Here is a 20,929-nt window from a genome sequence, read left to right as displayed (position 1 = left end):
ATATGCATTGGGTTCTGGATATCAAACCGCTAAACCGTCTGAACCGTCATAATGATCAGACAGGAATAGGGGGGATGTGTGTGGGCCGTTATATGGCGGTTTGCATGGTTTGACGGTTTGCAGAAGAGAAAAGAGTTGAAGGATGTGGAGGTGAAAGCGTTTAAATCGAGGATCTTCAAACCAGCTATGTTTTTAGTATGAGGGATGGTGATATATAAAAATTTAGATGAGGGTGTATTTATCAGGAACGTTTTCTGATACAATATAACTGTATTCAAGATACAGGTCTATTATTTAGGAGAAACACATGGATAAAAAAGGAAAGAGAAAGAACGATATTACATATCACAATAAGGATGTACTGTCCAAGGTCATGGCGGAGAATTTTAAGGATAAGTCCTTGAAGGTTTATGGAATTGATGTTCTAAAATCATACAGGTTTTACCGACAAACCTTCCTGCGATTCAGGTCAATGAGATACGGATTGACAACCTGTTTCTTTTAGAGGACGGCTCTATAGCAATCATAGATTACGAAAGTTCTCTAAAGTGGGAAAATTATTTGAAATACCTGAACTATATTGTACGCATTCTGGAACAGTATAAGCAGGAAGCGAAGCATATCCGAATGATTGTGATTTATACGGCAGATATTGAGCAGGCAGAAGATGAATTTCATGCAGGCTGCCTGACTTTGAGACTGGAACAGGCATATTTAAGGAAGGTAGATTCCAAAAGCATAAGGGATGTATTAGAGGAAAAACTGGAAGATGGCGTACCGCTGTCAGATGATGAACTGATGCAGTTTATCATGCTGCCGCTTACTTATAAAGGAAAAGAAGCGAAAAGAGAGGCGGTCAAAGACATTGTGGATCTGGCTAAGAAGATTACGGACAAAAAGAACCAGATGTTTGTACTGTCAGGGATTCTGGTCTTTGCGGATAAGATCATTGATGCTAGAACAGCGGAGCAGATTAAGGAGGTGATTCGTATGACACAGGTTGCACAGTTATTATTAGCAGAGGAAAGGGCAGAAGGGATTAAAGTATTGGTTGACAGTCTCAGGGCATTTGCCGTTCCTGATGAAGATATCATAGGCAAGCTGATAGAAAAGTACCAGCTTACAAAAGATGAAGCGGATAAATTTATTAAGCAAAACTAAATCATAGATGTGTTTATTTATTGTATACTAGTAGAACCGGGGCAGAGATGTCCTGGTTTTTTTATGCCTTGAAAAGGTGTTATTTTCGAACACAAATCAAAAAGCAGTACAGAAAGTAGAAAGAAGGTGGAGTTGATGAAAAAATTTATGGATGTAGATCTGATCCAATCTCTGAAAGCTGTCCTGCAGCAAAATACAGGATTCTATCAGAGCGATTTTGAGATCGACAGACAGATTCTGGCGAGGGCGGCGTCTGAACCGGAAGGCAGGGACAAGACGTTCCTGTGGCTTTCCCGCCCCTGCGGAACGCATTGCCTCAGGGAACGTGAGGTGTTTCTTAAAGGCTCCCCCGCATACGGCGTATGGCAGTTCTTTGGAAATCGAAACCATAACGGGGTGCTTGCTTATGCGGCAGAGATTACGCACGATGAGGGGGATAAAATCCTGGGAAACCTGTATGAACTGGATTTTGGGCAGCACAGCAGGCATGTGGAGGATAAAGCGCTTCCCACGGACTATGTGAGAGTAGTTTATGAGCATGGGAGCAGGAAACAGCCTGTAACAAAAACTGTTTCCAGTGAGGAGGATCTGCTGTTCGGAAAGTACCTGTATTCTGAATACCAGACAAATGAATCGGATGCACACAGACATATCCTGTGGGAAGAAAAACAGGATCGTGACCGTTTCAAACAGGGGGATTTTCAGAAGCATATTGTATCTCTGCGGATCGGCAGGATTGAGACAGAAGCAAAGCGGATTGTTGAAAAAATAAGAGCTCTTGAAAAGCCAAACAGTTCAGATGGAAACTATTTTATGGCGGAGCTTTCAACAGTTTTTACTGCACTTGCATCCAGTGAGGATTTGGAGTCTCTCGATCATATGATGCCGTATAAAGAATACTCTTTTTCTGAGATAAAGGGGTGGCATGGCAGGTATATTTTCGTTGCAAAAGAGGAAAATCGGAATCGAAATATCCGTAAAATACAAAGTAGAAAGAAGGAAAGAACATGAAGACAATCAGTTTATTGAATTTAAAAGGCGGTGTCGCGAAAAGTTTTTCAACAGTAAATATTGCGTATGAGTTATGGCGCAGGGGTTATAAGGTCTTACTTCTGGATAACGATAAGCAGGGGAATTTAAGCAAGGCATACCAGAGATATGACCCTGAGAATATAGCTCCGATCACAAACCTTCTCTGCGGAAACTGGCAGAATCCAAAGCAACTGATACAGCCTACCGATTATGACGGCATAGACATCGTAACGGCTAATATGTCGCTCTTCGGAGCGGTCTGGAACCTGATAAAAGGCGAAACAGATAATCTTGCAGGGAAATATAAGAAGTTCATGGAAGCCATAAAGCCGGAAGAGGAGAATACTGCAGAAAATGGTTCTGCTGCAGGATATGATTATTGCATCATTGATAACCCGCCAGATATCAGCCTGAATGTAATCAATGCCCTTGCGGTCACGGATGAGGTCATTGTGCCGGTAAAAATTGACGAGGACGCTCTGGAAGGGCTGGATATCGTTGCAGAGCAGATTGAAGATGCAAAGGCGCTGAACCCTTCTCTCCAACTGCGCGGCGTTTTAGTCACTGCATACCAGAATACAGATGGAGAGAAAGCGGGCTTGGAATGGCTGGAAAAGGAGTGGGATAATGCGGACAGCCGCCTGTATCGGAAATATCCGGTTTTGGGAATTATCAGATATTCACGGAAGGTTGCGGAAAATTCATTTCTGAGAAAGCCGATCTATGAGTACAGCCCATGCTGTGCCGCCGCACAGGATTATAAGCGGTTCGTGACAAACTATACAGGGAAAGGAAGGTAAGAGAGATGGCAAAATTCGGAATCAACGACATTATGGATATCAAGAGCAAAACTTCCGGTGCAGACGGGGCAAATGATTATAAAGAGATCTGGCTGAACCCATACGAGGTGAAGCCATCTGACAGTAACTTTTATGCCCAGGAAAATATCGAGGAGCTTGCGGACAGCTTCCTTGCGGTGGGACAGCAGCAGCCGACAGTCCTTGGGAAGGTGGACGGCCAGTTCTGGATCGTAAGCGGCCACCGGAGGAACCGTGCCAATATCCTGAATATAGAAAGGGGGCATCAGGAATACCAGCAGGTACGCTATCTGTATAAGGATATGACCCAGCCCATGCTGGAGCTTTCCCTGCTGATGGGAAACGCATACAACCGGGAACTGACGGCGTGGGAGAAAACCCAGCAGGCAAAAAGGCTGAAAGAGGCATTAATAAGGGCCAAGAAAGAGGACGGCCTGGAAATACCGGGAAAATTGAGGGATGTGGTCGCGGGCCTGATGAATGAGAGCAGTTCAAATATCGCAAAGATGGAGAGCATTACCCACAACGCAGTGCAGGAGATACAAGACCAGTTTAAAAATGGGAATATTGGAATATCCGCCGCATATGAGGCGGCAAAGCTGTCACCGGAGGAACAGAAAGCAGTCGCAGAGAAAACCGCAGAGGGCAAAAATATTTCCGTGAAAGAGATTGCAGGGAAGCGTACAGCAAAAAAAGACGGCGGAAATAAAGGCGGCTCAAAAGAGAATACGCCGGATCAGTCAATTTCAGAGCAATCAATTCCAGAACAGGAAATCCAAGAACGGACAATCCAAGAACGGACAATCCAAGAACAGGCAATTCAGAAGGAGAAGCAGAAGGAAGGGTTCGAATCGAACACGGTGCAGCAGCCGCAGAAAGAAGAAAAACCGGTGGAAAAAATGTCACATACGGAGAAGGTATTCCAGCATAAGAAAATCTTGCGTGAATGGGAGAAGCAGAGTACAGTGATTACCCGCACGACAAAAAGGGTTGCTGATGCGATAAAAAAGGTGTCCGAATCGAACACCGCACCGCAGAAAAACTGGAAGGATATCGACTGGACCGTATTCCTTACGAAGGCAATCATGCACCGGGCAGACCAGGTGAGCGAAGAGGATCTGTACCTGCTGCATGATATCATGAGCCGCTGTCAGAAAAAGAACGAAGGGAAATAAGGATGGATGAAACCATGGAGAGAATAAAATTTATTGAAAGACGTCTGATTTTTGTAGACGACCTGAAAAATTTATGTGCGGATAAAAACTTGTATACGATGGGCGATGAAAAATGCCTGGGGAAGATGCTGAACAAATGCAGGAAACCGAATATCACAACGGAGGATATCATCGAAATTGCAAAGGATATCCATATATACAGCCACCTGCCTGAGGGTATGGATTTTACGGATCTGTGCTCTGAAATAGCGGAAATCTCGCACTCATTTTTCGAAAGGATCGCGATGGATTGACGGATTGTGCAGGTGGCGTAAAACTTCAAAAAATCAGTGATATATTATAAATGTGAAGCAAGCTGATTAGCGCAGGAAAAAACTTCCTGTAAAATGGATCTGCAAAAAGGAGGGCAGTATAACGACAGCAATCAGCAAAACATTCAGAAAAATAAATCGAAAGGAGATATGCGCTCCATATAAAAAATGTAAAAGCAGACACGTATATGTGCATTTGGAATTGACATTTCCAGCCAAAGGGCATTATAATTGTTTATAAGATATTTCAAGTCTACATTCAGTATTGGATCACCAGATTGTCTTTCCCTGTCAGATTATCGGCAAAAAATCAGAATCCACATTTCAGAAACATTAAAAAAAAGGTTTCGTCTGTATTTTCAATGTATCATTTCAAACGCACAAACAGAAAATTTGGAAAATATTATGTTGCGGCGGACAGGACGGGTTGCCCTGTCTGCCTAAAAGAAGGGGGGATCATGAACGAGTCCATTGCGATTATTTTTTGAAAGGGGGCGGTATTTAGAGTAAATTCAGATTAAAAAATATTTTTGGCAAACCTTGAAAACACGATAACTCATATAGTATACTGAACATATCAGAGAAAGGACCACAAGATGTCTGATAAAATACAGAAATTAAAACCAGATACAGTATTGAAAAATTACTGGCGTAATAACGAGCAGTTTGCAGATCTCTTCAATGCGGTTTTGTTTGACGGGGAACCAGTCATCAAGCCGGAAGAGCTGGAAGACGCAGATACAGAAGAATCATCCATACTTGAGCATAGGGGATATGCGGAGAGCATCCAGGCTTCCAGGGACAATATAAAAATAAGGAAGAAATCTGTAGTTCACGGAGTGGAATATGTACTGCTTGGAAATGAGAGTCAGCAGCATATTCATTATGCTATTCCTATGCGTATTATGGGGTATGATTATGGCACATACAAAAAACAGTATGACGACAATGCAAAAAAATATAAGACCTCAGAAGGAATGAATGAGGATGAATATCTGTCAAGAATGAAAAAGACAGACCGGTTTATACCTGTGATCACTGTATCTGTCTATTATGGAGACAAAGTCTGGGACGGTCCGACTACCCTGCATGGGATGCTGGATATCCCGGAGAAGATCGCCAGATATGTAAATGATTACAAGATACTGTTAGTAGAAGCAAGACGGAATGCCTTAGTGCTTCATAATGCAAATAATGTGGATTTATTTAATCTTTTGGAGATCATTTTGGATAAAAGCACGCCTAAGAATGAGGCAAAGAAAAAGGCAATACAATATGGTGAGGAGCATCAGGTCGATAAGTCAGTTGTTATGACTGTCGCAGGCGCAACGAACAGTAAGATTGATTATAATGCTTTTGAAAAAGGAGAGGTGACTATGTGTACTTTATTTGAAGAAATTGCAAAAGAAAATGTAATAAAAGGAAAGGCATTAGGAATGATTGAAACAGGGTTTGATTTTGAACTTTCTGAAAATGATATACTGATCAGGCTGCAGAGAAAACTGGATATCACTTTACAGCAGGCACAGGAATATTTGAACCTGTTTAAAAAGCAGGCTGTATAATATTGGGCAGACTGGCGGTATGATTTGCCAATCTGTCAGATTCTATTACCGCTCTGCTTTAAGCAGATAAGAAAAAGGACTGGATAACCACAGTCCTTTTTTAGTTGGCCTGACATCTTTTTTGGATAAAGGTGGTCACGGACTGCCTGGGAATTTTCCACGTTCGTCCAATACGAAAAGCAGGAATCTCTCCATTGTTTAACAGTCTGTAGGCAGTATTCCTTCCGACTGCAAGTGTTTCGCGAAGCTCTTCTACAGTTATTAAGTCTTGGTATGATTCTTCATTCATCACTGAATCCTCCTTCGGATTATATATTTCCTTAATGTTGATAGTGATATCAATAAATTTAAAGTACGAAAAGGGACTGGGAGGGACTAGCAACGCATAAAAAATCAAATATAATCAACATTAAGTTAATCGATGCTTGGATAAGCTGTTAACGATGAGAATGCATTCAGTATAGCACAAGTGTACACTTTTGCTATACTGGCTGAATGATGCAAAAAAACGAATCTATAGTCTAAATAGGAGAAATCTAATAATCTAAATGAGAAATGAAAGTCCTTAATTAATCTAAGAAAAAAGCATAGAAATGAGTAATTCGTTTTTTTGCATCATGGAGGAATAAGTGAAAATATATAGTGAGGAGTTGAATGTTTATTAGAGAACAGTAGGAAGGTCATATGCTATAAAACTTATTAGTTGATTGAATTTAGATTCAGTCAGAGATCTATCTTCTGGATTGGGAAAGTAGATAAAAAATTAATATGTCTGGATCATATAGTAAAGATGAAAGGAAGGAAAAGAATTATGAAGAATCAAGTTAATAAAACGAAAAAGACCAGGGAAAGAAAGACAAAGGATATACATGTAAGACTATCAAATGAGGAATATGCTTTGTTTGAAGAAAGGAAGGAAAAGAGAAATTTAGACACAAGAAATTATATAAAGTATTTAATAATAAATGATAAAGATGACTTTCAGTGTTCAGAAGCAGCAGATGCTTTGAATAAAATATCTGCTGCAGCAGAAGGTTTATCAGAGAACTGTTATAGGTGTCAATGTGATAAGGAATGTATGATACGTCCATTTACTATAGATATCATGGAAGGGGTAAAAGAGTTATGGCGATATTCAAGATAGCAGCAGAAGAGAATGGAAAGACGGCTGTATACCGGACAGAAAAGGATCTGAGGAATTTATTATTTTATGCATATAACCATAGTAGCTATACGATAATGGAAAATCTATATTCTATTGGAGAAGGGATTATGGAATGCATCTATAATCAAATGATGTATCTGCAATGGAGAAGGGTAAAGTCGCTTAATACAAGAGCATTACATTATATCTTAAGTTTTGATACGCAAAGATGGGAGAAAGATGTAGATCCAAGTACGATGATGGAAATTATGCGTTTTCTAAATCTTTATTTATTTGGAGAATACCAGAATATATTATTCTTACATCTGGACAATATGTCCCATCATCATATCCATATGATTGTCAATCCAGTAAATATAAATACATTACGTTTATGCAGGGATACTTGGAAGGGGATAGGATGGAAGATAGCAGAATTACTTGGGCAAATGTATAATATTCCGCTGCAGTGTTTTACATATCGGGATTATGATGGGATCGTGAGATTCGGGAATGAGACGGGAGTGGATTTATATAAGGATAAATGGGTTAAAATGCTTGGGATTGAAAATAGAATCCCATATTTAAAAGAATGAAGCGGCGGAATAACAGTGCTTAATCTGGCTTGTTCAAATATAAAGAGTACGAGACTGTCTGCTTATTGAAATTGGAGAAATATCATAGGCTAATAGTGTGGATATCGATAGATTTCAGTAAGCAGACAAGAGTTTCCTTATAGCAAACCGTCAGGCTGAATGGTTATGTATGAAGGTGTTCAAACCGAACACTTTTTGAATATATAGAAAAAAGGTGATAGGATGAGCAAATAAATTTCAGGTTAATGTAAGAGAAGTTCTATATGGATGGAATGATTATGAGTAGAAAATAAATGAGATACCATGCAGAGGAATTACGCTATGAGAGGGTAAGGATATTTGAAAAAGAAGCATTTATTACCTGTGACAGAATACAAGAGGATTCTGTACCGGAGGGACTATATCAATATGAAGTCCGTCATGATGATGATGGATTTGGCAATCCAGTACAGATTGCAGAGGGCATACTGGTGAATTTTTATGGGAGCCTTTTATGCAGAGAGAAATTGGAGGATGTAGAAACGCAGGGGACTATCTATATTTCGGAAGAGGACTGGAGTTGGATGTCAGATAGAAGTATCACTTTAGATGAAGTATTGAGGAGGGAGACAGAGGAACATTTATAAGTTCCGAAGAAAGCTATGAATAAAAAAATTACAGAAATCTACAATACCATGATACAGCGTACAAAGTTTACAGATGAAACCAGCAGGGAAATGGAAAAGAAACTCAAAGAATTACTAAAAAAAGAGGAAAGTCAGATGGAACCGCTGGAATATGAGCAATACCGGAACAAGCTGTTTCAAGCAGCTTCGATTGCAGAAGAAGCAGGGTTTATTAAAGGATTCCGATATGCTGTATTATTGATGGCAGAATGCTTTGTGACGGATGATATGGCTGTAAAACAATGATGGTTGTTGAAAGGGACGGTAAAAATTATACTTATTATATCTAACCCCGAAAGATGTATAATATGCACTTTAGCGTCAGTACAGGCTTGAAGCCAATGTATGCTTATTGGAATATCATTATACGACTTTAGGAAAAAACAGTGTGAATGCTGTGAAATTCTTGAATTTGAGGCAGAAAAATGATACGATTAAGACACAAAAAGGAAAGGAATAAGATATGGCAACTATATATGACGGAGCGTTCCGGACAATCTTAAATGACTGCCGGAAGCTGATCATCCCTGTGATCAATGAGCTTTTCGGGGAAATGTATACAGGAGAAGAAGAAATCCGTTTTTTTCCCAACGAACATTTTTTAGATCAGCAGGATGAAGCAGATAAAGAACGGATTACGGACACAAATTTCACGGTTTTTGGAAAGATACCTAAGAAATATCATATTGAGTGTGAAAGCAGCCTGCCGGATGGGAAAATCATGATAAGGCTTTTTGAATATGACGCACAGATAGCGCTTGACGAGGGCGAGGCTACAGAGGAAACACTGACTGTAACATTTCCTAATACGGCTGTTTTGTATCTTCGGACTTATAAAAAGACGCCGAATAAAATGAAGTATGTTATAGCCACGCCGGGCGGGACAGTCCAATATGATGTGCCGGTTATGAAAGTGCAGACGTATACTCTGGAGGATATTTTTGAAAAAGGTCTGCTGATGCTGATTCCGTTTTACATTTTTTCACATGAGAAAAGTTTTCCGGAGTATAATAGTAATGAGCAGAAACTTGCGGAATTAAAAGCAGAGTATCGGATCATCTTAGAAAGGCTTGATGAACTGGAACAGCAGGGAGTGATCGGGGCGTTTGACAAGCGCACGATTATTGATTTGTCGGGTGATGTGATTAAGGAAATTGCACAGAAATATGAGAATGTGCAGAAAGGCGTAGGTGACATGATGCGAGGTGCATTGATTGAAACAAGTGCAAGAACGATTTTAAATCAGGGGATTAGCCAAAATCAACGAGAAACGGCACTTAGAATGCTGAAAAGAGGAAAAATGACGATTGAAGAAATAGCGGAGGACACCGGTCTTAGTGTTTCAGAAGTAGAACTGCTTGCAGGACTTCAAACAGTGTAGAACAGCTAAAATTGAGTCAGGCAGCCATGCACTTTTTGGATTTGCCCTCTGCAGAACTTGAGAATTTGTATGGACAATGAAGGGGCAGAAGATTCCATTGAGGAAATTGGATTCGATAGAAAAACGGTTTTCGGGAATAAGAAAAACTCAACCATACGGATTTGATAAAAGGCATTATTGTTAATATACGGAATGGAGAGAACAATAATCCTAGCGATGGCAAAAAGAAATCTCAAAACGTGTTGATATCTATGGTCGAAGAATTGCTTTCTGAGAAAGATGCTGTAGAAAAGAAATGTATATTAGCAGATGAGTATGGAATGATAATGACTGCTGAGTTAGAAGGGAGAATCCAGATTATGTGTAATTTGTCAGAGAATATTATTGAACGGGAAAGAATGGATGCTATTAAGAGAATGATCAGGGCTAATATTACAAGAGAACAGATATTATCTATAGGATATACGGAAGCGGAATATAAAGAAGCAGAGAGTGCATTATACGCAAATGCTTAGTGGCGGATCTCGGTGTTATAATATTGGCTGGTTAAAAGAATCCAGTAAAATCAAGGGGGGAGTAACTTTCCCCCTTATTTTTTGGCAATTGGTGATGGATTTGAAGTTTTTTGACACTGCCTTAAAGGGATGGAGTGCCGATTACAGAGAAGTAGGGAGAAATCTACTTCTCTGTTTTTAGATATGGGATTAGGACGGTTAAAATATCAGCCAGTGCCTCCCTGTTTTCCTTCGGTAAATTATTGGTAAGTGCGGATAACCGATCTTCAAGAGAATGACTGTCTTTTGAGTATGGCATGGAATTTCCCCAGAAAAGGAAATCTATGGACTGATGCAATGCGATAGACAGTTTTTCTAATGTCTGTAAGGACATGGCTTTAGAGCCACGTTCTATCTCATAGATATAGTGTGGTGAGACATCAATGAGTTCTGCCAACTGCTCTTGAGTCATTCTGGCTTCATGCCTGGCAGATTTGATTCTTGTTCCAATTTCATCTAAATTCATATAGCCCCCTTTCTTCTGCTGTTTGGAGCGATTTATTCTTATGGTAACAAAATATATCTTTTATCCACACAGAAACACTATCCAATTGCTATAAAAAATAGAAATATGTTGCTAATAGATATATTAAGTAGTATAATTATCAAGAAATAGGATTCTTAAACGTTATTAGATTGGAAGAAGATATATGGAAAGGGGATTTTTTATGGAGTAAGGGTATATATTATTGGGAGGAAAATAGTTAGGATAAGTTTTAAAAAGATCCGTAAGTGGAGATATGTACAAAAATTGTAGAAAAAATACTAGGAGTAAAACAAATGAAGAGAAAATTATTAACTGTGTTATTGATGTCTGCCATGGTATTGGCAGGCAGTACAGTGGCAAAGGCGGATGATGTGTTCGATTCGAACACGGAAGAGTCATCACAAATCGATATGAACATGGAAAGACAATCAGAAGTAAATCCAGAAGATACAATAAATAATTTAGAAAAAATTGCGGAGGAAGAATCCGAGAAAGAAAAGAGTGCAGAAGATCTTATAGATACATATGCTGACGGTATTGCTATTGATGAAGGGAATTTTCCTGATGAAAACTTCCGCAAATATTTGAAAGATAACTTTGATGAAAATGGTGATGGATATTTTAGCCAAGATGAAATTGACAGTATAACATTTATGACTATATCTAATGGTGTAAAAAGCCTTGATGGAATCAATTACTTTACAAGTATGACATCATTGGATTGTAGTAATAATCAATTAACATCATTGGATGTAAGCAAGAATCCCAACTTGACTACTTTGAAATGTTTTGGTAACCGATTAACAGCACTTGATGTAAGTAAAAATCTGAATTTACTGAGTTTAGATTGTTTTACCAACCAATTAACAGAATTGGATGTAAGTAAAAATCTAAACTTACGTTATTTAAATTGTGGTGGTAATAAATTAGAGTCATTTGATGTAAGCCAAAATACAAATTTAGGCTCTTTAATCTGTCACGGTAATGTAGGTAATCCATTAACAGAATTGGATGTGAGTAAGAACTTAAATTTAGTTTACTTAGACTGTAGTTATAACAAATTAAAGTCATTGGATGTAAGCCAGAATCCAAACTTACGGAAGTTGTACTGTAGCAATAATCAGATTACCATATTGGATGTAAGCCAAAATCCAAAATTATATACTTTAGACTGTAACAATAATCAGATTACCGTATTGGATGTAAGTAAGAATCCTGATTTAGATTGTCTGTACTGTATGAATAACCAAATTATTACATTGGATGTCAGTAAAAAAATGAATTTACGATATTTGGATTGTAGCAATAATCAGATTACCGTATTAAATATAGGTGAAAGCCCTAAGTTAGTTACTCTGAGATGTAATAATAGTCAAATTGCTGCATTGGATGTCAGCCAGAGTCCAAATCTAAGCGAGTTGAATTGTATGGATAACCAAATAGCAGAGCTAGATATTAGTAAGAATCCGAATCTAAGCGAGTTGAATTGTGTAAATAACCAAATAAAAGTGTTAGGTGTTAGTCAAAATCCAAATTTGAGTACCTTGAAATGTGATGGTAACCATTTAACACATTTAGATTTGTCTTATAACAAAAGTATGTCAGTAAGACGCAGTGTAACTATGGGGCAGGGTGATGGAACTTATTCTGATATGGTGATAGTTTTATATGGAGCATATGTGACACCACAAAATATCACTGCAAATATTGTTTCTCAAAATGGTAAATGGACTCTGGATTTAGCAGAAATTGTGGGAAAGGAAAACCTTGACAGGGTTACGCTTGCAACTAACGGGGCGCAGATGTCAGCAGATGGGATTGTAACCTTCTCTGGAAGCAATATTCCAGCAAAGCTGGTATATAATTATAATACAAAAAATCCTACAGAGGATACACCTATGACCGTCAATGTTGCATTGACGAAAAAAGTCATTGATGACCAGACAGGAAACGATATCACGGTAGATACAGATAATCTGGATTTAGACAGTATATATAAGGAGAATGGATTGAATCCAGATAGTGATGACATTAAAATTGTTCTGTCACAGGATAATCCTTCAAAAGAAAACATTGAGAAGTTGTTACAGGCTGTAGGTGTAGATGGCTACTCTGTTGCATCCACTTGTGAATTTTTGATGTCGTTATATTCAAATGGGCAAAAGATTACGGATATTAATGATAAATTTGGAAACCTAAGTCTAACATTCCAGTTGAATCCTTCTTTTTCTGGAAAAGATGTAGTTGTTTATCAGCTTCATAATAATATAGAGGTTATCGTTCATGATGGATTGACCGTAAATACAGATGGGACAGTTGAAATTTCTGTTGACAAACTTTCGACATTTGCAGTAGCGGTCAAACCATCCTCAAATAATACAGGGAAGCCAGGGGCGGATCAGTCTGGCACAAAAAAACCAGATTCTAACAGGCCGGACACAAATAAACCGGATTCCAACAGACCGGACACAAGCCAGCCAGATTCAAACCAACCGAATACAAACCAGTCAAATGGAGGCCAATCGGATGTAAAACAAACAAATACAAATCAGCTTTCACCTAAAACAGGAGACAGTACAAATCCAGCATTTTGGCTGCTTGTTGCCATGGCGGCATCCATAACAGGTATCTTAAACAGAAAAAGATTTTATAAGCATTGATCGCTTTTAGTCTTGTGAACACCAAATATTATGCAGGTAGAATCAATGATCAGATTCTGCCTGCATTTATGCCTTGATAGGAGAGTTGTGTATAAAATGATATCAGATATCTCCTGGAAATGAGTTTTTAACTTGAATTTTGAAAATACAGTACACAGATAAACAATAAACGAAATAGGATGTTCTTTTCGAAATGAATATCCTATATTTGGACGAACGGAAAATTATTTATCAGGTCAGCATCCATTTCCATCATGCTTAAAATACGGCTTGCAGTTCCAGACGGATGATTCGTACCAGCTTCCCAAGCTTCAACTGTCTTTAATGAAACTCCCATATAGCTTGCAAATAATTTCTGCGATAGTCCGGTTTTTCTTCGGATATCTTGAATTTCGTCTGCATTATAAACTTTTACAGGGATTACAGAGACTACCCGTCTTTTTAATTTTTTATCCTTACTGCCTGCATCTTCGAGCGCTTCTGTCAGACCAGTCATAATGCTGTCGTAAACACTTGCCATTGCGATACCTCCTTCACATTGTCATAATGTTTTTTCCAAAGCATCAATCATTTTCTTGATATTATTGCATTCAGCTTTTGTTAAATTATCTTTCTCATTTTTAGGATAGATGGTAATTAAATATACTGTTTCCAGTAAAAGAAAATCCACATAACAAATGCGTGTACTCCCGCTTTTTCCTTTATTTTCAAAGGAGAAGCGCAATTTACGAAGCCCTCCGGTTCCTCTGATAACACTTCCAATCTTGGGATTCTTTAATATTTCCAACTCAAGTCTTCTCATGTCATCATCTGTCAGACCTAATCGTTCCCAATTTTTAACAAATTCATCAGTCTGGATAAATGTCCTTGTCATTAGTTGACCTCATATTATTTATAATATACCCTATTTAATAGGGGGTGTCAATATATTTCACTTATTAAGAATACTTTATGCAGATGGTTTTCATTTTCTTCCACAGAAGGTGCAAATGAGGTGCAAATCCCATGTATAGATTACAAAACCCCTTGATTTATCTGGGCTTACGGTTTGACATGCAGATATTGCCGTGGCAGACAAATAGTATTTTTATCATATGTTAAACCCTCCATATAACTATTTTATACAATTCATAATTACGCTTATCATCATTTCTTTTTCTTCTGGATTTGATTCCGCAATCATAATTGTGAGTGCAACAAGTGTATGATCATCAATTAGTTTCTCTCCGTTTTTAAATAAGGCATCATTCTTATCCAAAAAATATAGGAATATTGTTGCACCATGTATCTTTTTCCATCGGAAGCAGTTGTCGCAAATTTTGCGACAACTGTATTTTGCCCGGATAATTCTTCTTTTAGAGCATTATTAATATGCTTACCGATTGTTTTTATGTCGCGTTCAAACAGTTCTGACAGTTGATTTCTATTAAGCCAAACAGTTTCATTCTTTACCATAACTGGCAAAGATATCATTCTGTCCTCCGTCTCAAATAAAATAATTTCATTATTATTTTTCTCTGGCTCTCTCCTGTCCGCAGGATTCTTCCTTTATTGTCTTTTCGCTTCTCGGACATTGTCAAACTCCTTTCCGTGATGGAAAGAGCCTTGATATGACACGTCCATTATATCATATCAAGACTGATTTTTACATCACTAAATTTAAATTGAATACTCTTGCTCAATAAACTGGTCGAACAGCCGGCGTTTGATTAACCGTTTATTACCTACCCACAAAACAAACCGGCAGTTTCTGTCACTGGTAAGGTCACGCAGCTTGTTGATACCGATTACAGAATAAGCAGCAGCTTCTTTTAAAGTCAAATTACTCTTTTCACAAATGGGAATTTTTTTCATAGGCTCTCCTTTCTGTTCAGCAGCGTTTTAAGCTGTTCCATTTTCTCCCTTGCTTTGGTTTTTTTGAAATTCTCCCCGGTAATGCGGACGGGGGTACATATTTCTGTAAGGCGGTCATAATGCGGGCGTGAGCGGTGTCCTCCGGGTTCTGCAATTCCTCCAGCGTCAAATTTGTTGTCACGATTAAGGGCTTGCCGCTTCGGCATCGGCTGTCAATCACGTTGTAAACCAGTTCAAGCCCGTATTCCGTGCCACGCTCCATGCCGAAATCGTCAAGGATAAGCAGAGGGAAGCTATGCGGTAATCGTCACGGGGAAGAAGCTGCCCGTTTTCATCAAGAGTGGGCTTCCCTCAATACCTTTAGTGCCGCAAGCGGGGATTTTGCCAAAGCTACGGCGGCATTTCTCCCCCTACTACCTACAACATCACGCAAAGCAAAAATGACGGTGATTTGTGGAAATTTCCCTTTGCACGGTATAATACTGGCGATTTTTCAAAATGTCAAAAATGGGCGCAAAAAAACAGGAAACCTTTTCTTGATTTCCTGTTTCAGTGTGCCGGTTGTATGTATGGCAGTTATTCAATTTTTTGCTAGTGGAAATTCTACAAACATAAATTTATCAGTTTATAACTAAGTTCTCCATTGATTTTTGACCTGTCACCTGTTCGCCCAAAAAATTCGCCCATTTTTCTGTAAAAAAAGAAAAATAGGATATACTTTTTGCCTTCCGTTTTATATTGCAACAAGGCAAAAATCCCCACAATGTTGATGGTATTCCTATTATGATTAGATATAATGGACCTAAAATAAGTGACTGTATAGTGTGACCATATTCATGCACAAGAAGTCGTTGAGAAAGTTCCTCTATTGTATATTCATTTTTCAGCTTATCATAAAAATATGGTTCTTTTGTTACAAACACAAACATTCCCAAAGAAACGCTTGACTTCGCGTTCCACTCGGTTACAACTGCACCATGATAAAAATAATGTCTTTCTGAGAAATAGAATATAAAATAAATCACACCCAATGTGGATTGTACGACACCCCAAGTACATTGTATTAAATAATATAAAGCAATTCGCATAATGTCAATCTCCAATAAATTTATTTTTGTTGTTTGCTATATATCCGTTTCATCAAACCGGAACTTGAATAGCGCAGCAACAAGCCGGGATTTTATGCTGTCCTCGGTATCCCTGTCGATATGCCCGTTTTCAATGGCAGTGATTCGGATGCGCTTGCTGTAATGCCGTAAAACCTCGTCCACGGCTTCTGGCTCGCCACCAGTCGCCCGGACAATCGTTTCATAAGGCAAAAGGTTCGGATTCCCCATGTGAAAGCACCTCCATTTTCCCTATTTCCTGTTGTGTATAATCGCCGAAAAAATAAAGGAATATGATTTCCCAGTTTCTCTCCGGCAGGGATAACAGGGCGGCGGCAAGCTCCCCGTTGGTGAGGATAACTGTCTGATTTCAACGCCCATCTATAATTTTATCAATTAACCCAAAATCCATTGCCTCTGTTGCTGACATATAATTATCACGTTCTGTTGCAAGGGCAATTTCCTCAATGCTTTTTCCAGTATTCCCTGCTAAAATAGAGTTTAGGCGTTCTTTGCTTTTTTGTATATGGTCGGATGTTATTTTTATATCTGTTGCCTGTCCTTGAATACCATTTCCATGAATTGCCGGCTGGTGTATCATTATTTCTGCGTTTGGCAAAGCGATACGTTTTCCTTTCGTTCCACCAGCTAATAAAAAAGCTCCAAAGCTGGCGGCAAGACCAATACAAATAGTTGAAACATCACATTTTATATATTGCATTGTATCATAAATAGCAAAACCAGCTGATACAGAACCTCCGGGACTGTTTACATATAACTGTATATCTTTTTCGGGGTCTTGTGCTTCTAAAAACAACATTTGAGCAATAATCAGACTCGCTGACATATCGCTTACTTCTTCCCCCAAAAATACAATTCTGTCGGATAGTAACCGTGAGAAAATATCGTAACTTCTTTCTCCACGGCTTGTTTGTTCAATAACATAAGGTATTGTACTCATGCAGCAATCTCCTTAATATGTTGGTAAAACCTGTAACTAGAGATATAAGAACAGCACAAAGAAATTCGGTTTTGTTTCGGCATAAAGATTCCCATATCCCTATAAATTTTAGGTGGATATAAATATATTTGTTTAAAGGCAAATGAAAATGATTGTTGTGTATCATATCCGGCTTCATACGTAATTTGCATTATTGGCTTATCTGTTTTTACCAGCTTTTCAGCAGCAACAGTGAGCCTACGGTTTTGTAAATATTTATATATGGTAATTCCTGTATGCTCTGTAAAAATGCGATTAAGATAGAATTTGGAATAACCAATATTTTTTGATATATTATCTAAGTTGATTTTTTTCTCTAAATTCTTCTCGATATAATCTATGACTTTTTTTACAACTTCTTTTTGGCCTTTCATCATATATCCTCCTTGCGCTCTTATCTATTATAGCAAGTTTAAATATATGTGTCTTAATAAAAAATGCTATTTTGGTACCAAATTTTAAAATTTATACTCTTTGATATGAGGAATGAGAGGGATTCCGTAGTAGTCGGCATTGTGTGGTGCTGGCGGTCTATCGCTTGTTTTCGGTTACTTGCTTCTTTACCATACATGAGCATTTGCACAAGGTACATAATCTTATGAAAAGCGGCAGCCCTTTTCATAAGGTATAAAATTTCCAAATTAATTCCTTTTTGCTGTCTTTGTCTTATCAAGGCTCTAACTACTCCTTGGATGCATTGTCGGCATGCAGCGATATGGAATTTTTTACGCAGTTACAATTCTACAAACAGGAATTGGATTCTCTCTTTTTGTACACAATGATCTCAGGCTCTGCGCCATTGCATCCATATTCACATACAAGTAAATAGTCGTTATCTGCAACAAGTCCATAGCACCGATCACTGTTTGCTTTTTCGACTTGATAACCGAGATATATTTTTGAATCATCAAGCAGTTTCATTTTTTCTCCGTTAGGAAGAGTATATTCCAAATTAACATACGCACCGTTTAGCTGAGAGAGAGCAGTTATCGTGGGCATATCCGAAATTCCAAGAGCATTGAACTCTTCGATTAAGCGCTTTTTGTATGCAATAAAGCAGCTTTCGCCGCCTGATTTGTAACACTCGGCAGCAATACAATCACCGCCAAAAGGGCGTCCGTTTGTTTCTGCACATCCTTTACAGTTGTCTCTAAAGCCGCATCCGCTGCAATCAATTCCACAAATTGTTTTCATTTTGCGTTTCCTCCATCAGATATGTAATTTGTTGCTGCTTGGTTGTATATTCTTTTCCTCAAATATGAAACAGGCTTTTTATTCTTCACAGCGTGCTTCAAAATATTCTGCTTTATTATCATACCATAAATTTGACACTCCGCATAGCTTTGCCATAGGATATAGGTGATTTGTATCTCTGCCTGGTTACTGTTCACGGTGCCTTGCACTCTGCTGCAAGGCATCCGGCCAGTAAAATAGCGGTTGCGTGCATCCAGCCCCTCGCCGTCAGGCGACTTTTCAATGGGCTGGATGCCGTTACAGTTCGCGGCCAGGCCGTGAACTGTATCTCTGCTTTCTGATATTTGTCAGATTGTCAATTTACATCAAAATTTTTTTATAAACACAGAATTATATAGAAAATACAGATTATGAAACTGTTCTAAAATGCATTCCCGGATACTATATTGCTAATAGACGATTTAGCGGAGGGAGCTTTTTTATGAAGGCATTTCTGGCAGTACTTTTGAGTTTGCTGACAGTGACAGGAGACAGTGCAGGGCATTTGATTTCGAGACAAAACAGCGGAAGTATGGGCGTGTACGCACAGAATGTACATATTCTACAGGAGGAGACGGAAGCTGTCAGCAAAGAGCAGAACCCAGCGGAGGAAACGGCGGCCGGTCATGCAGGCCAGGAAGAAGAGGAGAAAGCCGGAAGCAAAGACGCGGAACAGGAAGCAGAAGCGGGGGCACAGACAAATGCGGAGGCAGACGCGGAAGAGAGCAGCACGGCAGGCCCGCAGGTCAGCGCTCCGTCGGCAATCCTGATGGAAGCGTCCACGGGAACCGTGATCTGCGAAAAGGATGCGGATACCCCGCGTCCCCCGGCAAGCGTGACGAAGGTAATGACCATGCTTCTGATCTTTGACGCGCTGGAGAGCGGAAAGATCAAGCTGGAGGACGAGGTGACGGTCTCGGAGTATGCGGCTTCCATGGGCGGCTCCCAGGTGTTTCTGGAGCCGGGGGAGACGCAGACTGTGGATACCATGCTCAAGTGTATTTCCGTGGCAAGCGCAAACGACGCCTGTGCGGCGTTTAAAAATAGCAGACCGCCGGGAAAAGAGGAAGCAGGGTTGTCTGGTACCGTCAGAGCGGCATGGAAGTATCAACCCGCCTGTGCAATCAATCGGCGAATCTGTTCCTGATCAGCATCCTCCAATTTGAGAAACTGACAGCCGTATTCAAACCGGGACGTTCCGGTCTGTATCACACGCAGCACCTCACAATACACAATAAAGATCCGCCTGTCCCCAAACAGATCTGCCTTTAAAAAGAACTGATCCCCCTTGTAATAGCGATGATCCAGGGCAATACAGGCACCGCCGACGCTGATATTCAAAAGCCTGCAGGCCGTCTCTTCGGCACCGGCTTCATTGGAAACCATAATCGCTGCATCTATATCCAGATCCAGGCGCGGATCAGAACGCTCATTTTCAATTGCAGTAACGTTCAGATGTTCAAGCTGCCATACATGGTTCTGCCTGGGGATCATCATTCCCTCCATAAAAACGGCGGTTCTTTTGTTCTCGTTGTAACCACGGATTTTTACGGGAGCAGGAGCGGTGTTCAGATACATTTGAGTATCCGTCTCCTGAAAAACTTCCATTTCAGAATACTGGAGCAGTTCTGCTGTTTGGCTCTGCAGATTCTGCAGTTTCGCAATAAAAAGCAGCGTTCCGTCCGGATGCTCCACCAATACGCGCATACCGGAATAAATTTCAAGTTCCCTTGTGTCGTGTCGTCTCCTGTGCTCTCCGGCTGCATCGTTTTCTGCCTTTTTGCTGAGTATATCAAATAGTTTCAAATCAGACTACCTCCTCCTGAGTATTCCCTCTGCTGCGTTTCACAGCTTATATTTTGCACCGATTTTCGTCAGAAAATGGATGACCTGCTTTGTACATCAATGCAATACATTATACCACAAGCCGGTCGGTATTTCTACTCATTAAGACGAAAGAAAGTTCGTATAATATAGGATGCTGTACGCATAGAATATCAAAAAAAGCGGTTCGTTCCTATGCAGAAATCAATGGATGGAAAAAAGCAAAGCAGCAATCGAAAAGAAGGGGAAGAGATGGGGAAACAAAAGGAAACACACATCCCCGTCGCAAATGTTTTTTATGGCACAAAAGAGCTGGTTGACTGTATGCGGTCGGCGATCAGGGCCCATACGGCAAACTGAGCT

General features: G+C 39.5%; 28 protein-coding genes and 3 pseudogenes. 16 read left to right on the top strand and 15 right to left on the bottom strand.

The annotated features are described in order from the left end of the window. The first annotated feature begins 561 nt into the window (after positions 1-561). The 6 genes from EBB54_RS09510 to EBB54_RS30665 all read left to right on the top strand — a co-directional run bounded on the left by EBB54_RS09510 (position 562) and on the right by EBB54_RS30665 (position 6,062). A complete protein-coding gene (locus EBB54_RS09510; RefSeq protein WP_125127239.1) occupies positions 562-1,161 on the top strand; it encodes an RpnC/YadD family protein in 600 nt (199 codons plus the stop codon). Positions 1,162-1,296: 135 nt separating this feature from the next. Beyond that, positions 1,297-2,172 carry a hypothetical protein gene (locus tag EBB54_RS09505; RefSeq protein WP_125127238.1) on the top strand — a complete coding sequence of 292 codons (876 nt, stop codon included), beginning with the start codon at positions 1,297-1,299 and terminating at the stop codon, positions 2,170-2,172. Then, positions 2,169-2,993, top strand: a complete 825-nt coding sequence (locus EBB54_RS09500) for a ParA family protein (protein WP_125127237.1) — start codon at positions 2,169-2,171, stop codon at positions 2,991-2,993. The genes EBB54_RS09505 and EBB54_RS09500 overlap by 4 nt, the downstream gene beginning before the upstream one ends. A gap of 5 nt (positions 2,994-2,998) precedes the next feature. Further along, on the top strand, positions 2,999-4,186 hold the full coding sequence (locus tag EBB54_RS09495) for a ParB/RepB/Spo0J family partition protein (RefSeq protein WP_125127236.1): 1,188 nt from the start codon (positions 2,999-3,001) through the stop codon (positions 4,184-4,186). Positions 4,187-4,200: 14 nt separating this feature from the next. Next, positions 4,201-4,479, top strand: a complete 279-nt coding sequence (locus tag EBB54_RS09490; protein ID WP_170178090.1) for a hypothetical protein — start codon at positions 4,201-4,203, stop codon at positions 4,477-4,479. Positions 4,480-5,093: 614 nt separating this feature from the next. Beyond that, positions 5,094-6,062 (top strand): transposase, encoded by a 969-nt coding sequence (locus EBB54_RS30665; protein WP_193554347.1) that lies wholly within the window; start codon positions 5,094-5,096, stop codon positions 6,060-6,062. Between the two features lie 100 nt (positions 6,063-6,162). Here the strand turns inward: EBB54_RS30665 and EBB54_RS09480 are convergent, their stop codons facing one another. Next, positions 6,163-6,351 (bottom strand): helix-turn-helix domain-containing protein, encoded by a 189-nt coding sequence (locus EBB54_RS09480; RefSeq protein ID WP_125127234.1) that lies wholly within the window; start codon positions 6,349-6,351, stop codon positions 6,163-6,165. Positions 6,352-6,873: 522 nt separating this feature from the next. On the opposite strand from EBB54_RS09480, the gene EBB54_RS09475 reads away from it, so the two are divergent. From EBB54_RS09475 to EBB54_RS09450, 6 genes are all read left to right on the top strand, one after another. Further along, on the top strand, positions 6,874-7,206 hold the full coding sequence (locus tag EBB54_RS09475) for a hypothetical protein (RefSeq protein WP_125127233.1): 333 nt from the start codon (positions 6,874-6,876) through the stop codon (positions 7,204-7,206). Beyond that, positions 7,188-7,802, top strand: a complete 615-nt coding sequence (locus tag EBB54_RS09470) for a relaxase/mobilization nuclease domain-containing protein (RefSeq protein ID WP_125127232.1) — start codon at positions 7,188-7,190, stop codon at positions 7,800-7,802. Before EBB54_RS09475 ends, EBB54_RS09470 begins: the two co-directional genes overlap by 19 nt. Positions 7,803-8,095: 293 nt before the next feature. Further along, positions 8,096-8,428, top strand: a complete 333-nt coding sequence (locus EBB54_RS09465; RefSeq protein ID WP_125127231.1) for an LPD28 domain-containing protein — start codon at positions 8,096-8,098, stop codon at positions 8,426-8,428. A 15-nt stretch (positions 8,429-8,443) separates the two neighbouring features. Then, on the top strand, positions 8,444-8,713 hold the full coding sequence (locus tag EBB54_RS09460; RefSeq protein ID WP_125127230.1) for a DUF6809 family protein: 270 nt from the start codon (positions 8,444-8,446) through the stop codon (positions 8,711-8,713). Positions 8,714-8,930: 217 nt separating this feature from the next. Next, positions 8,931-9,848: a hypothetical protein gene (locus tag EBB54_RS09455; RefSeq protein ID WP_125127229.1), complete on the top strand. Its 918-nt coding sequence runs from the start codon at positions 8,931-8,933 to the stop codon at positions 9,846-9,848. A gap of 251 nt (positions 9,849-10,099) precedes the next feature. Beyond that, positions 10,100-10,363, top strand: a complete 264-nt coding sequence (locus tag EBB54_RS09450) for a hypothetical protein (protein WP_125127228.1) — start codon at positions 10,100-10,102, stop codon at positions 10,361-10,363. Between the two features lie 163 nt (positions 10,364-10,526). Here the strand turns inward: EBB54_RS09450 and EBB54_RS09445 are convergent, their stop codons facing one another. Then, on the bottom strand, positions 10,527-10,868 hold the full coding sequence (locus EBB54_RS09445; protein ID WP_125127227.1) for a helix-turn-helix transcriptional regulator: 342 nt from the start codon (positions 10,866-10,868) through the stop codon (positions 10,527-10,529). 314 nt (positions 10,869-11,182) lie between these two features. Here EBB54_RS09445 and EBB54_RS09440 point away from each other — a divergent pair, with 314 nt between their 5' ends. Then, positions 11,183-13,549, top strand: coding sequence for a leucine-rich repeat domain-containing protein (locus EBB54_RS09440; protein ID WP_125127226.1), 2,367 nt, complete (start codon positions 11,183-11,185; stop codon positions 13,547-13,549). A gap of 202 nt (positions 13,550-13,751) precedes the next feature. Here EBB54_RS09440 and EBB54_RS09435 read toward each other — a convergent pair whose 3' ends face one another. The 6 genes and pseudogenes from EBB54_RS09435 to EBB54_RS09410 form a co-directional block, all read right to left on the bottom strand. After that, a complete protein-coding gene (locus tag EBB54_RS09435; RefSeq protein WP_170178089.1) occupies positions 13,752-14,069 on the bottom strand; it encodes a helix-turn-helix domain-containing protein in 318 nt (105 codons plus the stop codon). 21 nt (positions 14,070-14,090) lie between these two features. Next, entirely contained in the window at positions 14,091-14,423 is a 333-nt protein-coding gene (locus tag EBB54_RS09430) for a type II toxin-antitoxin system RelE/ParE family toxin (RefSeq protein WP_125127224.1), read from the bottom strand. Positions 14,424-14,764: 341 nt separating this feature from the next. Then, a complete protein-coding gene (locus EBB54_RS09425; RefSeq protein ID WP_243127598.1) occupies positions 14,765-15,004 on the bottom strand; it encodes a hypothetical protein in 240 nt (79 codons plus the stop codon). A gap of 14 nt (positions 15,005-15,018) precedes the next feature. Beyond that, positions 15,019-15,123 carry an integrase DNA-binding domain-containing protein gene (locus EBB54_RS32480; RefSeq protein WP_125127223.1) on the bottom strand — a complete coding sequence of 35 codons (105 nt, stop codon included), beginning with the start codon at positions 15,121-15,123 and terminating at the stop codon, positions 15,019-15,021. 85 nt (positions 15,124-15,208) lie between these two features. Further along, entirely contained in the window at positions 15,209-15,403 is a 195-nt protein-coding gene (locus EBB54_RS09415; protein WP_125127222.1) for an excisionase, read from the bottom strand. Further along, positions 15,400-15,698 (bottom strand): annotated as a pseudogene (locus tag EBB54_RS09410) (ATP-binding protein); the annotation flags it as partial. The pseudogene EBB54_RS09410 and the gene EBB54_RS09415, both read right to left, overlap by 4 nt. Here EBB54_RS09410 and EBB54_RS29905 point away from each other — a divergent pair. Beyond that, complete coding sequence (locus EBB54_RS29905; protein ID WP_148099349.1) at positions 15,664-16,038, top strand: hypothetical protein; 375 nt, start codon at positions 15,664-15,666, stop codon at positions 16,036-16,038. The pseudogene EBB54_RS09410 and the gene EBB54_RS29905 overlap by 35 nt on opposite strands. Here the strand turns inward: EBB54_RS29905 and EBB54_RS09405 are convergent. From EBB54_RS09405 to EBB54_RS09375, 6 genes and pseudogenes are all read right to left on the bottom strand, one after another. Continuing rightward, positions 16,024-16,491 carry a hypothetical protein gene (locus EBB54_RS09405; RefSeq protein ID WP_125127221.1) on the bottom strand — a complete coding sequence of 156 codons (468 nt, stop codon included), beginning with the start codon at positions 16,489-16,491 and terminating at the stop codon, positions 16,024-16,026. The genes EBB54_RS29905 and EBB54_RS09405 overlap by 15 nt on opposite strands. A 36-nt stretch (positions 16,492-16,527) precedes the next feature. Beyond that, a complete protein-coding gene (locus EBB54_RS09400; protein ID WP_125127220.1) occupies positions 16,528-16,740 on the bottom strand; it encodes a helix-turn-helix domain-containing protein in 213 nt (70 codons plus the stop codon). After that, a pseudogene (locus tag EBB54_RS32205) lies at positions 16,712-16,876 on the bottom strand (sigma factor-like helix-turn-helix DNA-binding protein); the annotation flags it as partial. The gene EBB54_RS09400 and the pseudogene EBB54_RS32205, both read right to left, overlap by 29 nt. 3 nt (positions 16,877-16,879) lie before the next feature. Further along, on the bottom strand, positions 16,880-17,470 hold the full coding sequence (locus tag EBB54_RS09390) for an ATP-dependent Clp protease proteolytic subunit (protein ID WP_004078912.1): 591 nt from the start codon (positions 17,468-17,470) through the stop codon (positions 16,880-16,882). Continuing rightward, a complete protein-coding gene (locus EBB54_RS09385; protein WP_243127597.1) occupies positions 17,467-17,886 on the bottom strand; it encodes a helix-turn-helix domain-containing protein in 420 nt (139 codons plus the stop codon). The genes EBB54_RS09390 and EBB54_RS09385 overlap by 4 nt, the downstream gene beginning before the upstream one ends. Positions 17,887-18,250: 364 nt before the next feature. Continuing rightward, entirely contained in the window at positions 18,251-18,703 is a 453-nt protein-coding gene (locus EBB54_RS09375) for a DUF3795 domain-containing protein (protein ID WP_125127218.1), read from the bottom strand. Positions 18,704-19,274: 571 nt separating this feature from the next. On the opposite strand from EBB54_RS09375, the pseudogene EBB54_RS09370 reads away from it, so the two are divergent. Further along, positions 19,275-19,778, top strand: a pseudogene (locus tag EBB54_RS09370) (D-alanyl-D-alanine carboxypeptidase family protein); the annotation flags it as partial. A gap of 71 nt (positions 19,779-19,849) precedes the next feature. Here EBB54_RS09370 and EBB54_RS09365 read toward each other — a convergent pair. Next, positions 19,850-20,548 (bottom strand): PilZ domain-containing protein, encoded by a 699-nt coding sequence (locus EBB54_RS09365; RefSeq protein ID WP_125127217.1) that lies wholly within the window; start codon positions 20,546-20,548, stop codon positions 19,850-19,852. Between the two features lie 225 nt (positions 20,549-20,773). Here EBB54_RS09365 and EBB54_RS30120 point away from each other — a divergent pair, with 225 nt between their 5' ends. Beyond that, positions 20,774-20,926 (top strand): hypothetical protein, encoded by a 153-nt coding sequence (locus EBB54_RS30120; RefSeq protein WP_162307114.1) that lies wholly within the window; start codon positions 20,774-20,776, stop codon positions 20,924-20,926. Positions 20,927-20,929: the final 3 nt, after the last annotated feature.

The organism is Schaedlerella arabinosiphila (assembly GCF_003885045.1).
Classification (GTDB): domain Bacteria; phylum Bacillota; class Clostridia; order Lachnospirales; family Lachnospiraceae; genus Schaedlerella; species Schaedlerella arabinosiphila.
Note: the sequence above shows the minus strand (reverse complement) of the source record. Positions and strands in the feature narration are given on the sequence as shown.